This window comes from Streptomyces sp. Ag109_O5-1 (assembly GCF_003814875.1).
In the GTDB taxonomy this organism is placed as follows: Bacteria; Actinomycetota; Actinomycetes; order Streptomycetales; family Streptomycetaceae; genus Streptomyces; species Streptomyces sasae.
In genome coordinates this window covers 3,535,783-3,549,046 of record NZ_RKQF01000001.1, presented here as the reverse complement: position 1 = coordinate 3,549,046, position 13,264 = coordinate 3,535,783, and the positions used below count along the sequence as shown (strand labels likewise).

11 protein-coding genes and 1 pseudogene are annotated in these 13,264 nt (G+C 71.8%); 6 read left to right on the top strand and 6 right to left on the bottom strand.

The genetic code is table 11. The features are described from left to right. Positions 1–339: 339 nt before the first annotated feature. The 3 genes and pseudogenes from EDD90_RS15890 (at position 340) to EDD90_RS15880 (ending at position 2,253) form a co-directional block, all read left to right on the top strand. Positions 340–1,301 (top strand): annotated as a pseudogene (locus EDD90_RS15890) (AraC family transcriptional regulator). Next, positions 1,202–1,948 (top strand): AzlC family ABC transporter permease, encoded by a 747-nt coding sequence (locus EDD90_RS15885; protein WP_123973644.1) that lies wholly within the window; start codon positions 1,202–1,204, stop codon positions 1,946–1,948. The pseudogene EDD90_RS15890 and the gene EDD90_RS15885 overlap by 100 nt, the downstream one beginning before the upstream one ends. Continuing rightward, positions 1,945–2,253, top strand: a complete 309-nt coding sequence (locus EDD90_RS15880; RefSeq protein WP_123973643.1) for an AzlD domain-containing protein — start codon at positions 1,945–1,947, stop codon at positions 2,251–2,253. Before EDD90_RS15885 ends, EDD90_RS15880 begins: the two co-directional genes overlap by 4 nt. 8 nt (positions 2,254–2,261) lie before the next feature. On the opposite strand, the gene EDD90_RS15875 is transcribed toward EDD90_RS15880, so the two are convergent. Further along, entirely contained in the window at positions 2,262–3,206 is a 945-nt protein-coding gene (locus tag EDD90_RS15875; protein WP_123973642.1) for a hypothetical protein, read from the bottom strand. 193 nt (positions 3,207–3,399) lie between these two features. Here EDD90_RS15875 and EDD90_RS15870 point away from each other — a divergent pair, with 193 nt between their 5' ends. Then, the gene (locus tag EDD90_RS15870; protein WP_260327886.1) at positions 3,400–5,109 is read left to right on the top strand and encodes an FUSC family protein; all 1,710 of its coding nucleotides are present in this window, start codon (positions 3,400–3,402) and stop codon (positions 5,107–5,109) included. Position 5,110: 1 nt separating this feature from the next. Here EDD90_RS15870 and EDD90_RS15865 read toward each other — a convergent pair whose 3' ends face one another. Continuing rightward, positions 5,111–7,423: an FdhF/YdeP family oxidoreductase gene (locus EDD90_RS15865; RefSeq protein WP_123973640.1), complete on the bottom strand. Its 2,313-nt coding sequence runs from the start codon at positions 7,421–7,423 to the stop codon at positions 5,111–5,113. A gap of 326 nt (positions 7,424–7,749) precedes the next feature. Between EDD90_RS15865 and EDD90_RS15860 the strand changes: the two genes are divergently transcribed. Both EDD90_RS15860 and EDD90_RS15855 read left to right on the top strand, forming a co-directional pair. After that, positions 7,750–7,944: a DUF3046 domain-containing protein gene (locus EDD90_RS15860; RefSeq protein ID WP_123973639.1), complete on the top strand. Its 195-nt coding sequence runs from the start codon at positions 7,750–7,752 to the stop codon at positions 7,942–7,944. 60 nt (positions 7,945–8,004) lie between these two features. Then, positions 8,005–9,258: an AI-2E family transporter gene (locus EDD90_RS15855; protein WP_123973638.1), complete on the top strand. Its 1,254-nt coding sequence runs from the start codon at positions 8,005–8,007 to the stop codon at positions 9,256–9,258. Between the two features lie 72 nt (positions 9,259–9,330). Here the strand turns inward: EDD90_RS15855 and EDD90_RS15850 are convergent, their stop codons facing one another. The 4 genes from EDD90_RS15850 to EDD90_RS15835 form a co-directional block, all read right to left on the bottom strand. Then, a complete protein-coding gene (locus tag EDD90_RS15850) occupies positions 9,331–10,125 on the bottom strand; it encodes a hypothetical protein (RefSeq protein WP_123973637.1) in 795 nt (264 codons plus the stop codon). An 82-nt stretch (positions 10,126–10,207) separates the two neighbouring features. Then, a complete protein-coding gene (locus tag EDD90_RS15845; protein WP_260328728.1) occupies positions 10,208–11,347 on the bottom strand; it encodes an oxygenase MpaB family protein in 1,140 nt (379 codons plus the stop codon). 61 nt (positions 11,348–11,408) lie between these two features. Continuing rightward, complete coding sequence (locus tag EDD90_RS15840) at positions 11,409–12,461, bottom strand: polyprenyl synthetase family protein (RefSeq protein ID WP_123973635.1); 1,053 nt, start codon at positions 12,459–12,461, stop codon at positions 11,409–11,411. Continuing rightward, a complete protein-coding gene (locus EDD90_RS15835; RefSeq protein ID WP_123973634.1) occupies positions 12,454–12,729 on the bottom strand; it encodes a polyprenyl synthetase in 276 nt (91 codons plus the stop codon). The genes EDD90_RS15840 and EDD90_RS15835 overlap by 8 nt, the downstream gene beginning before the upstream one ends. Positions 12,730–13,264: the final 535 nt, after the last annotated feature.

Below are 13,264 nucleotides of genomic sequence, written 5' to 3'. Positions count from 1 at the left end.
GTGCCGGGGTCGAGGGTGATGGCGGCAGAGGGATTTTCGAGCGTCGGTTCGCAATGGAGTGCGGCTGCGGCGGGTTCGGCACCGCCGGTCTCCACCGTCGTGGCTGATCGCCGTAGCGGCGGGAAGGAAAGACAGGCGTCGACGCGTGACGACGGGACGGGAGGGGACGGGAGGGGACGGGAGGGGATAGGCCGGGGCCGGGGGCAGGGGCAGGGCCGAGGGCCAAGGGCCAAGGGGGTGGGAGGGGCGGGGCCAGGGGCGTGGGCGGGGCAGGGCCACGGGCGTGGGCAAGGGCATGGGCGGGACACGGGAGGGCTGGGTTCGGCTGACAATGGGCCTATGGCGGGAGTGGGCGAGCGGGCGCGGCACTGGCGGTATGAGGGGTTGCCGGATGTCGATCTGCTGCGGGCTCGGTACATCCGCAAGACGTTCGTACGGCACACCCATGAGAACTTCGTGATCGCCGCCATCGCCGACGGCGTCGAGGTCTTCCACCACCGGGGCTCCGACGTGTCCGCGGGAGCGGGGGCGCTCGCCTTGGTCAACCCGGACACCCCGCACACCGGGCGGGCCGGGGTGCCCGAGGGCTGGCGGTACGGGGCGGTCTATCCGGCGCCCGGCCTCGTCGCGGGGATCGCCGCCGAGACCACCGGGATCCGGGGCACCCCCGGCTTCGTCAGCCCCGTACTCGACGATCCCCGCTCCGTCGCCCTGGTGCACCGGGTGCTGCGCGCCGCCGACGAGGGCAACGCACTCGCCGCCGACACCCTGTTGCGGCTCGCGGTCACCCGGCTGCTGCGCCTGAACGGCGGTCCGCTGCCGCAGCGGCAGGTCCGTACCGCCGGCGCCGGGTTCGCCGCACGCGCGCGTGCCGTGCTGGAGGAGCGGATGGCCGAGCCGCCGACCCTGGAACGGCTCGCCACCGACCTCGGCACCAGCCCCTTCGCGCTGTTGCGGGCGTTCCGCGACGCCTACGGCATGCCGCCGCACACCTGGCTGACCGACGCCCGGGTGCGTCGGGCGCGGCTGCTGCTGGACGCGGGCACGACCCCCGCGGAGGCGGCTGTCACGGTCGGCTTCACCGACCAGCCGCACCTCAACCGCCACTTCGCCCGGATCGTGGGCGTTCCGCCGGGCGCCTACCAGCGCGAGCGCAAGAACGTACAAGACGCGCGGGACGGGCGTCCGTAGCGTCCTGGGTGTGGCACAACAGTCAGCACTCGCAGACATACGCGGCGAAGGCGAGCCGAAGCCGGACTCCGCCGTCGTCCGGGACGCCCTCGGGGTCGGGGTCGCCGTAGGACTGTCCGGGTTCGCCTTCGGGGTGACCTCGGCCGGCAGCGGGCTCGGCCTGCTCCAGACCTGCGCGCTCAGCCTCCTGGTGTTCACCGGAGCCTCCCAGTTCGCCCTGGTGGGCGCGCTCGCGGCGGGCGGCAACCCGCTCACCGCGGCGGCTGGTGCCTTCTTCCTCGGCGTGCGCAACGCGTTCTACGGGCTGCGGCTCTCACAGGTACTGGCGCTCCCGCGCGCGGTGCGGCCGCTGGCCGCCCAGTGGGTGATCGACGAGACAACGGCGGTGACACTGGCCCAGCCGACGCGGCACGCCGCCCGGATCGGCTTCACCGTCACCGGGCTCAGCCTGTACGTGCTGTGGAACCTCACCACCCTGCTCGGCGCGCTCGGCGCCAAGGCCGTCGGGGACACCGACGCCTGGGGCCTGGACGCGGCCGGACCCGCCGTCTTCCTGGCGCTGCTCGCCCCCATGCTCAAGGGCACGACGGAGCGGGCGGTCGCCGCCCTCGCGGTGCTGCTGGGGCTCGGTCTGCTGCCCGTGCTGCCCGCCGGGGTGCCGGTCCTGGTGGCCGCGCTGGCCGCACCGGCCGCCCTGTTCGTCTCTGGCCGCAGGTCCGGCCGTACCCGTGACAACGCACCTGAGGACGCCCGATGAACACCTGGATCGCCGTCGGCGCGACCGCCCTCGGCTGTTACGCCGTCAAGCTCGCCGGACTGCTGGTGCCCGTGGGTGTCCTGGAGCGGCCTCTGGTACGGCGGCTGGCCGCCCTGCTGCCGGTGGCCCTGCTCGCCGCCCTGACGGCCCAGCAGACGTTCGCCGACGGGCACGCGCTCGTGCTGGACGCCCGGGCCGCGGGGCTCGGAGCGGCCGCCGTGGCACTGGTGCTGCGCGCGCCCTTCCTGGTCGTCGTCGGCGTGGCCGTGCTGGTCACGGCGGGGCTGCGGTCCCTCACCGGCTGAGACTCCCGTCACCCCACGAAGCGGCCGTACGCCCTGAGTGTGCGCAGGGCCTCGATCGTCACCATGGGGCGGGCCTCCAGGGCGGCGGCCGGCGCCCACTGCCGCCATCGGATCGGCCAGCCGCCGTCGTCCGCCTGTTCGGCGGCGAGGAAGTCCAGCGAGCGCTCCATCTCCTCGTCGGTGAACCACGCGCGCGCGAGGGAGCGCGGGGTCTTCGCGAAGTCGTGCGGGAAGTGGTGCTCGGCCGGGGCGTAGCCGGGCGCGACCGGGTACGCGTCGAGGTGTTCCGGGTCCAGCGCGGCCAGCCGGTGCTCGCGCACCAGGCGGCCCAGCCGGTCCGCGGCCGCCTCCGCGCGCGGCCGGTCGGGAGTGGCATCCAGGAAGGCGACGGCGGCCTCGATCTCGTAGGGGTGCGACTTCTCCAGGGACTCCACGGCCTCCCAGCAGAAGTCGGTCGCCCGGAACAGCCAGGCGTGCCACACCTCGTTGCGGTGCAGCAGGCCCACCACCGGACCGGTGGCGAGCAGCTCACTGGGCGGGTCGTCGAGGACCGGGACGAACGGCGCCGCCGGGTAGCCGCGCTGGCTCGGGTGGACCGCCGGCAGCGCCCCGTCCGCCGTCGAGACGGACGTCAGATAGCGGCACACCCGCTCCACCCGCTGCCCGCCGCACCGCCCGATGGCGTCGAGGACGCGCAGCGCGTGCCCGGTGTGCAGCGGCTGGCTGACGGGACCGCGCAGATCGGGCTCCAGCGCGTGACCGTACCCGCCGTCCTCGTTGCGGTAGGCGTCCAGCGCGGTCTCCACCGGATCGGGGGCGCCGTTCAGGAAGTGGTACGAGAAGAGGCGCTGCTCCAGCACACGCGCGGTGAGCCACATGAACTGCTCGGCGTGGAACAGCGGGGAGTGCGCCGGGGGCGTAGGGGGGAGTGGGGAAGCTCCGGTTTCGGCCATGCGAAAGACCGTAGGGCGGAAAGCGGTCTCGGCAAGCGGTCCCGGGCAGGGCCCACCCTCAGGGGCGGGATACCGGTGTCACGCGGTTGACGCTGGTATCCGAGGAACGGTAGTGGGTGATATTTCAGATTATGGGCGTTTGTATCCCTTCCGTTCTGTCGCAGCGGAGAGCGGTCGGCGGCGTTCGGTGGCCGTGGCGCGCGTACTCTCCCCACGCGGTGCGCTTGCCCTGCGCACGGTGGACGGGGCGTTCAGCCACGCCGTGCAGGCCGCGATCGCCACCGCGCTGCCCGTCCTGGTGTTGCTGCTGACCGGACGGGCGGAGTACGCCGTCTACACGATCCTGGGCTCTTTCAGCACCACGTTCGGGCAGAACCTGCCCTACCCGCGGCGCGCTCGGGTCCTTGCGGTGGTGGGGCCGGCCATGACGGCGTGTGTGGGCTGTGGCGCCGCTCTCGCCGCGTGGGCTCGGCCGTGGGAGGGGGCGGCCGGTGCCGCCGCGGTGGTCGCGGCGATGGCCGCGGTGGCGGGGCTGGCGAAGTTCGCCTGCGACGCCACGCGCCTGGGCGGGCTCGGCGCGGTGCTGCTGCTGTTCTCGTTCGCCGTCGCGGCCAACGCCCATCCCTCCTCCTACGCCGACGTCCTCCCGCGGACCGTGCTCGCCGCAACGGGGGCGGCCGTGGTCTGGGCGGTGGCCATGGCGGGCCGGTTCGTGCACCCCGACCGGCCGCAGCGCCTCGCCGTGGCCGCGGCACTGCGCGCGGTCGCGGAACTGCTGGAGGCGACCGGCGCGGAGGCGGAGAGCAGGCCCGTACGGAACCGGGCCACCGCCGCGGTCCTGCAGGCGTACGAGTCCCTCGGCCTCATGCCCTCCGCGGCCACCGGGCGTGTCCGCGGCAGCGTCTGCGTGCGCCTGACCGACCTCTCCTGGTCGCTGCTGACCGACACCGCTCGCCGGCCGCCGGACGGCCCCGCCGAGGTGGCGCGGAATCTGCGTCGGCAGGTCGCGCTTCTCGTGGATCTGCGCCGCCCGGTTCCCGCCCTGCTGCCCGAGCTGTTGTTCCCGTTCGGGGCCGTACCGACCGGCACCCTGCCGAGTTCGGCGAAGGCGGGGTCCGAGAAGGCCGACCTCGCCGCCCGTCGTGCCGCCGTGCTGCTGAGGGGGCGGCGGCACGGTCATGCCGCCGCCCTGTTGGTACCCGCGCTGCGGATGACCCTGGGCACCGGCCTGGCGGGTGCTCTGGCGCTCGCCCTCGGGCTCGGGCACGGCTATTGGGCGGCGATCTCCGCGGCGGCGGTACTCCACGCGGTCAACGTCCGCACGGCGGCGCAACGGGCCGTCCAGCGCACCGTGGGGACGGCCGCCGGGCTGGCGCTCGCGCTCGGCGTGCTGGCCACGGCCCCCAGCCCCACGGCCCTGGTCCTCGTGATCGTGCTTCTGGAGTTCCTGCTGGAGTACGTCGTGGCCCGCAACTACGGTCTCGGCGTCGTGTTCCTCACCCCGCTGGCGCTGCTGCTGGCCGAACTGGCCGCCCCGGAACCAGCGCGGTCGCTGGTCCTGGAGCGAGCGGTGGGCAGCGTGCTGGGGATCGCCGTGGGGTTGTGCTGCGCACTCCTGGTGGTCCATGACCGTGCCGCGGTCCGGGCGGAGAGAGCCATGGCGGTCTGTGTGCGGGCCGCCGAGCGTGCGGAGCGCGCGCTGGCGAAAGGCCGGGAGGCGTCGCTTCCGATCGTCCGGACGCGACTGGCAGCGGCGGTGGTGGAGCTGCGCGAGGCCGACGACGCCGCAGCCGGCGAGCTGTGGTCGGCGGAGATCGACCCCACCGAGCTCACCGCCGTGGAGCAGCGCGCTTATCACCTGCTCGACAGGCTTTCCCGACGGGAACGACATCCGGAGCCGTGACTCAGGCCGCTGCCTCGATCACGACGTTGATGTGCTTCATGAGCGGCTGGTCGCTCTGGGTGCTGTAGTCGCCGATCGCGATCAGGACGTTCATCTCCGGCATGTAGCCGGCCGCGCAACCGCGCGGGATCTCGTACGGGATCGCGACGAAGTCCTTCAGGGAGCGGATGCTGCCGTCCCGGGCGGTCGCGGTGATGTCCACACGGCCGAACTCGGCGATCCCGCGTTCGCGCATGTCGTCCGCGTTCATGAACACGAGGGTGCGCAGGTTCTTGATGCCGCGGTAGCGGTCGTTGTCGGAGTAGATGGTGGTGTTCCACTGGTCGTGGGAGCGCATGGTGCCCAGCACCAAGGTGCCCGCGGTGGGGACGACGTCGGGCAGTGGGGCTGTCGAGATCTCGGCTTTTCCGGACGGCGTGAGGAAGACCAGTTCGCGGGCGGGCTGCTTGATGCGGAAGCCGAGGGGAAGGCGTACGCGACGGTTGAAGTCCTCGAAACCGTCGAGGACCTGGGCCATGGTGTCGCGGATGCGGTCGTAGTCCTCGATGTACCACTCCCAAGGTGTGGAGCTGTCGGGCAGAGCGGCGCGGGCCAGGCCCGCGATGACGGCCGGTTCGGACAGCAGATGCCGCGAGGCGGGGCGCTTCATGCCGTTGGACAGGTGAACCATGCTCATCGAGTCCTCGACGGACGTGCTCTGGAGGCCGTTGCGCTGATGGTCCTTCTCGGTCCGGCCGAGGCACGGCAGGATGAGGGCCTGGCGCCCGTGGACGAGATGGCTGCGGTTCAGCTTGGTGCTCACCTGGACGGTGAGTGCGCACTTGCGCAACGCCGCATGGGTGTACGGGGTGTCGGGTGCGGCGAGGGCGAAGTTGCCGCCCATGCCGACGAACACCTTCACGTCGCCGCGGTGCATGGCCTGGATGGTGTTCACGGTGTCCAGGCCGTGTTCACGGGGCGGGTCGATCTTGCAGACCTCGGCGAGGCGGTCCAGGAACTCCTCGGTGGGCCGGTGATCGATGCCGCAGGTGCGGTTTCCCTGGACGTTGCTGTGCCCGCGCACCGGGGAGGGCCCCGCTCCTTCGCGCCCCAGGTTGCCGCGGAGCAGAAGCAGGTTGATGATCTCGCGGACGATGTCGACACCGTGTTCGTGCTGGCTGACGCCCAGGCACCAGCTGAAGATGCTGCGGTCGGCATCGCAGTACACGCGCGCGGCCTTGACGATGTCGGCCCGGCTCAGACCGGACTGGAGCTCGAGGTCCTCCCAGGAGGTGTTCTCGCACAGCGTCCGGTACTCGTCGAAGCCCGTGGTGTGGCGGTGGATGAACTCCCGGTCCAGCGCCTTGGGGTCGGTTCTGGACTGCTCCAGGACCGCCTTGGCCATACCGCGGACGAGTGCCATGTCGCCGCCGATGCGCGGTTGCAGGTTCAGGGTGCTGGTCCGAGTCGTCTTGAAGACCGCCATGTCCAGGAAGTCGTGCGGGACGATGGTGCGGGTGGCGGCGGCCTCGACCAGGGGATTGATGTGTACGACCTGGGCGCCGCGATGGTAGGCCTTGGCCAGGGCGGTGAGCATCCGTGGCGCGTTGGAGGCGGCGTTGACCCCCATGATGAACAGCGCGTCCGCGGTCTCCCAGTCCTTGAGGTCGGCGGTGCCCTTGCCGGTGCCCAGCGCCGCCTGCAGAGCACGGCCACTGGCCTCGTGGCACATGTTGGAGCAGTCGGGCAGGTTGTTCGTGCCCAGCTCGCGCGCCATCAACTGGTAGAGGAACGTGGCCTCGTTGCCGAGCCGCCCCGAGGTGTAGTAGGAGGCCTGACCCGGGTGGTCCAGTTCGCGCACGACGCGGCCGAACAGCTCGAACGCATCCTTCCACTTGATCGGGACGTAGTGGTCCGTATCGGGGTCGTACCTCATCGGCTCGGTCAGCCGGCCCTGATCCTCCAGCGAGAAGTCGCTCCATTCGGACAGCTCGGACACCGAATGGGCGGCGAAGAACTCACGCCCCACACGCTTGGGTGTCATCTCCCAGGTGACGTGCTTGATCCCGTTCTCGCAGATGTCCAGTTTCAGACCCTTGAGGTCATCAGGCCACGCACATCCAGGACAGTCGAACCCCGAGTTCTCGTGGTTCATCCGCATGATGGCCCGGGGCCCGTCCACCAGTGCGCGCTCACGCAGCAGGACCCGGGTCACGCTCTTGGCCGCGCCCCAGCCCGCGGCCGGATGACGGTACGGATGGAACTCCGGAGAGCCCTTCGCGGCCGGCCCGGCCTCCGGTTCCGGTGATTCCTGCCCGTCGCGGTTGGCGCTCATGGTCCTCAACCCCATTCGACCTTCGGGAACCACTGAGTGAAAGGCTGCCTTCCGGCAGGCTAGGACGACTGAATACGGCTCGCCATCCGACTCGGGCAGCCGTCCCGCGAGCTCGGCTTTCATGACCTGCGCCACACCTTCGCCGCCCACCCCGGCTCTACTCTGCGTACGTACACGCACCTCATGCCCGACGCGGGCGCGCCGGGTTGCGCCACCATGGATGCTTGGTTCAGCGGGGAGGCGGACTCCCTGGCAACCCCCTGACGGTCGTGCGGGGCGTGCGGGGCGGTAAACAGGCAGGTCATGGCGGGTATGGAGCGGAATTCATGCGGTTGACGGTCTTCTGGCAGCGGATGGCGGAACACTTCGGTTCCGGGTACGCCGAAACCTTCGCGCGCGATCACGTGATGACGGAGCTCGGCGGGCTGACGGTGCACGAGGCGCTCGACTCCGGCTGGGAGGCCAAGGACGTGTGGCGCGTGGTCTGCACGGTCATGAACGTTCCGGGGGAGAAGCGCTGACCGTGCACGAAGATCGGATACGGGCCACGTGTTGTCAGTGGCGTGGGCGAGACTTGCACCGTGGCACCTACTGACGAGGACGGGCGGACCGCCCAGAACGCATCCCCGGTCGACACGGCGCCGCGTGCCGCATCCCCGGCCACCGGCGCCGTGGCACCGGGCGCCCGCATGCCGCGCTGGCTGCCGCGCGCCATGGTGCTGGCGCTCGCCCTCGTCGCCGCGTTCCAGCTGGGCAGCTGGGCCTTCCACCAGCTCACCGGTCTGCTGATCAACATCCTGATCGCGTTCTTCCTGGCGCTCGCCATCGAGCCCGCGGTGAGCTGGATGGCCTTGCGCGGTATGCGCCGCGGCTTCGCCACCTTCCTGGTCTTCCTCGGCCTGGCGATCGCGGTCGCCGGGTTCGTCACGCTGCTCGGCTCGATGCTGGCCGGGCAGATCATCAAGATGGTCGAGGGCTTCCCGGACTACCTGGACTCGGTCATCAACTGGGTCAACCAGACGTTCCACACCCATGTGAGACGGGTCGACGTCCAAGAGGGCCTGCTGCACTCCGACTGGCTGCGCAAGTACGCGCAGAACAGCGCGGCCGGTGTCCTCGACGTGTCCGGGCAGGTACTCGGCGGTCTGTTCCAGCTGCTGACGATCGCGCTGTTCGCCTTCTACTTCGCCGCCGACGGCCCCCGGCTGCGGCGCACCCTGTGCTCCGTCCTGCCGCCCGCCCGCCAGGCCGAGGTGCTGCGCGCCTGGGAGATCGCCGTCGACAAGACCGGCGGCTATCTCTACTCGCGCGGTGTGATGGCGCTGATCTCCGGCATCGCCCACTACATCCTGCTGGCGGCCCTGGGCGTGCCCTACGCGCCCGTGCTCGGCGTCTGGGTGGGACTGGTCTCGCAGTTCATCCCCACCATCGGCACCTATCTCGCGGGCGCGCTGCCGATGCTGATCGCGTTCACCGTCAACCCCCTGTACGCGGTGTGGGTGCTGGTGTTCGTCGTGATCTACCAGCAGTTCGAGAACTACATGCTGCAGCCCAAGCTGACCTCCAAGTCCGTCGACATCCACCCGGCGGTCGCCTTCGGATCGGTCATCGCCGGCACCGCGCTCCTCGGCGCCGTCGGAGCACTGATCGCCATCCCGGCGGTCGCCACGCTCCAGGCGTTCCTCGGCGCCTATGTGAAGCGGTACGACGTGACGGACGACCCCCGAGTGCACGGGCACCGCCGCCGCGGCACGAGCGGACCCGGGCTGCTCACACGTGTGCGACGGCTGATATGGCAGCGGCCGCCCGAGGAGCCCGAGGAGGGCTCGGCCTGACGGCCGCCGCAATCGGTGACGGATACGGCGATCGGTGACGGATACGGCGATCGGTGACGGCTGCGGCTGCCGCTATCGGTAGGTGAGCACTGCCCACACCCCGGCCGCGCCGACCGCGGCCGCATAGCAGCACACCGCTGCGGCCACGACCCGGCACCGGCCCTGTTCGCTCCAGGAGGTGTGGGACAGCAGCCAGGCGAGCGCCGGCAGAACCAGCACCGCGTGCAGGCTGACCCCGTGCAGCGGCTTGAGCGGGGCCGTCGAGTCGTACGCCGCCTGCTGGTGCCCGGTCCGGACGAGCACCACCCCGCGCGCGACCATCGCGGCTCCCGAGGCCAGCGCCACCATCAGGATTGCGAACCCGGAGCGCACCGCGAGCGCCATGCCCACGGGACCGGCCGGCCGCCGCCGGAAGGACGCCACCGCGAAGACGGCGAGCAGCACCACCAGGACCCCGCCGCCCACCGCGAGCGCCATGGACACCGCCGTGTCGAACGGCGTCTCCATGTCCAGATGCGAGGGCACTCCCCGCCACGCCTGCAGTGTGATCCCGCCGACCTCCACCACGCAGTCGGCGGCGAACACGAGGAGCAGCACGGTCCGCAACCGCTCCCCGATCCTCAGATATGACGTGACCCAGGTGACCGCGATCAGCGTCAGCCCGAAGGAGAGCCCGAACGTGACGGGCTTGCGCCAGGAGACCGGGCCGTACCAGGGGCCGCCGTCCACGGCGAACACCACCAGATGCGCCAGGCCGGACAGGACGAGGAGCGCACCGGTCGCGTGGCAGAGACGCTCGGCGGGACGGGCCCCGGTCAGGGCGTTCGACGGTGTCTTCCGGATGGGCGTCTTCACGGGCGAGGGCATGCGCCCAGCCTCCCGGGAACCGCCCGCGCGGTCGTCGTCCGGCCGAAGACAGCCGTCGTACGCCCTGAGGAGTAGCGGGGGATCAGGAGACCGTGGCGGCCGGCGGGGTCCACCGCCGCGTGCGGGGCACCGTGCCCGAGACGCCGTAGTCCTTCTTGAGGTGTTCGGGGATGGCGTAGTGCATGACGCGGCCACGGGTGAGGGAGGACAGTTCGAGGACGGTGGTGAGGTGGCCGAGGCGGTCCAGGGCCCAGGCACCCAGCGGGGAATGGTCCTCGATGGTCTCCAGGACGCCGAGGAGGTGCGGTACGGCCTTGACGACGGGCTCCCACGGGGTGCGCGGCACGTCCAGCCAGTCCGCGCAGGTGTCGCCGACCAGGTGGCGGATCAGGGCCGAGACGATCGGGTCGAAGAAGGTGCCGGGGACGACCTCCTCGTAGAGGTCGATGAGCTGCCGGGTCAGGACCGCGCCCTCCTCGGAGGGCCCCATGTACCGGACCATGTACAGGTCGAGGAAGGCGCGTGCCTCGTCGAGGGTCTTCGGGACGGCCTCCTGGTCGACGCCGAGCATGGCGCCCACCACCCGCCACGCGTAGTAGTACGCCTCCGCGCCCTCCGTGGACAGATGGATGCCCAGCCGGTGCAGGCTGTCGAGGACCAGCAGCGAGAAGAACATCTGCCCGCCGATCATGTCCTCCTGGCAGATGGGCGTCCCCAGCGCCTCGGTGTCCCAGCGGTTCTCGCGCTTGAGGTGGTGGCGGATGGAGGCGTGCAGCAGGCGCACCTTCTGGGCGGCCGGGACGAATCGGCTGCCGGCCTCGAAGGCGTCGGGCCGCATCAGATAGACGGTGAACTGGCCGGTCTCCGCCATCCGCTTCGAGGGGTACTTCAGCCCGTGGGTGGCCGACAGCAGCTTCGCCACGCGCGGGACGACGTAACAGGCCGGCATGGAGGCGAAGGAGAGCGCGGTCGAGATGTGCACGTTGTTGTCGATGAAGAACAGCCGGGCCTTCTCCATCTCGCCCCAGTCCACCCAGGACGGTGGCACCCGGGTGGCCTCCAGGTACTCCCGCGCGACGTCGGGCAGCCCGTCCGGCAGGGGAGCGCCGGCGGTGGAGACGTAACGCATCAGTGTGTTGAACGTCCCCACCTCCCCGCGCTCGAAGAGTGCGGCGACCGTGGCGTCGGCGAGTTCGTCACCGGCGTGCCGCAGGGCGTCCATCGAGGCCTCGGTGTGGGGGGTCACGGCGGGGCTCCTTGTCATCGCGGGTGTATCGCGGGTGTCAGGACAGGCGGACCGTCGCCGAACGGGCCAGCGCGGTCAGGGCGCCGGCGGCGGGGGCCGGCACGTCCAGTTCGTGGAGGGCGTCGAGCGCTTCGGTGACCCGTGCGCCGATCATCTGCTCGATCCGGTCGGGTGCCCCCAGCCGGCACATCACCTCGCGGACCGCGTCCAGGCCGTCCGCGTCCAGATCACGGCTGCCGAGCAGGGCGCGCAGCCGCTCCCGGTCGTCGTCCCGGGCGAGCCGCCAGGTCTCCGCCAGCAGGGCCGTGGGCCGCTGGCCGCGCACATCGTCGGCGTTGGCCTTGCCGGTGTGTTCCGGTGCTCCGAACAGGCCGAGCAGGTCGTCGCGCAGCTGGAACGCCTCGCCCAGCGGCAGCCCGTACGCGGAGTACCCCTCGCGCAGCCGCTCGCCGGCTCCGGCCAGGGCGCCGCCGATCAGCAGGGGCTGCTCGACGGTGTACTTGGCGGTCTTGTAACGGATCACCTTCAGCGAGGCCGCGGTGTCCGGACCGGCTCCGGTGCGCAGGATCTCCAGGCACTCGCCGGCGATCAGCTCCCGGGCCAGCATCGACCACAGGGGGCGGGCCCGGGCGAGGTAGGCGGCGGGCAGCCCGCAGGTCGCGAACAGCTGCCCGGCCAGCGACATCAGCAGATCGCCGACGAGCATCGCCAGCGACCGCGCGGTGTCGTCGGCGCGCGGACGGTCCCGTACGGCGGCACGCAGGGCGATGTGCGGGGTGGGGCGCCCGTGCCGCAGCGGGCTGTCGTCGATGAGGTCGTCATGGACGACGGCCGCGGCGTGCACCAGCTCCATGGAGGCCGCCGCCCGCACCAGCGCGTCGCTGTCCGGCTGGCCCACCGCACGCCAGCCCCAGTAGCAGAACGCCGCCCGCAGCCGTTTGCCGTCCGTGACCGCCGCTTCCAGCTGCTCGGCCACCGGGCCCAGGAGCGGGTCGACCGCCGCGAACAGGTCGGCCTCCTGAGCGACGAACCGGCGCAGCACCTCGTCGACGCGGCTCTTGAAGGCGCCCGGATCCCACCGGTCAGTCATCGCCGGCGGCCCGCCGGACGAGGGCGTGCCGGGCGAGGATCTCCAGATGGGCCGGGGGGACGGTCGTGTACCGGTCCAGGACCAGGCGCCCCCGAGCGGTGAGGTCGTGCTCGGCGTCCGCCGCCAGCGCCCCGGCGTCCGAGCGGCGCAGCAATCCCCGTACCGTCCCCAACGCGGTGCCCAGCGTGCTCACCGCCAGATCGGCCAGCCCCGCCGCCAGCAGCACGGCCTGCTCGTCCAGGCCGCGTCGTCCCGTCACATGTGTCATGCGCTCTCCCACCCACGGCACACGGGGGCGGCGCCAGTCACCGGCCCCCTCTTCGAGCATCGCGGCACGTCGGGCGCGGCCAGGCGGAAACTCACGATCGGGTGAACGCCGGGCCGGGTGGTGCGGATCGCCGTGCCGCGCTGCCGCGTCCGGCTGCCGCCCCCGGCGTGCCACGCGCTCCCGCCCGCGTGGCGCGCACGCCCGACTCCCGCGCGTCGCGCATGCCGGCCTCGCACGCCCTGCGTCCGAGCCTCCGGCGCGTCGCCCTGTGTCCGAGTCCCCCGGTGCGTCGCCCGTCTCCGCCGCGCACGCCCTGCGTCTCCGCCTCGTGCGCCGTCCGTTCGTTCTCGTCGTTCTCGTCCCCGTGCGCTGGGTGCTCCTGCCCCCGCATCCCCTGTCCCTGTCCGACACGCCGCTCGGAGTCCGCTCGGAGTCCGCCCGGAGCCGGTCCGTGAGCGGTGGGTGAGCGGTGGGTGAGCGCTCTGCGGGGAAGTGGCGGGAGTACCGCGTGGTGCGCTTGACACGAAAATCGAAC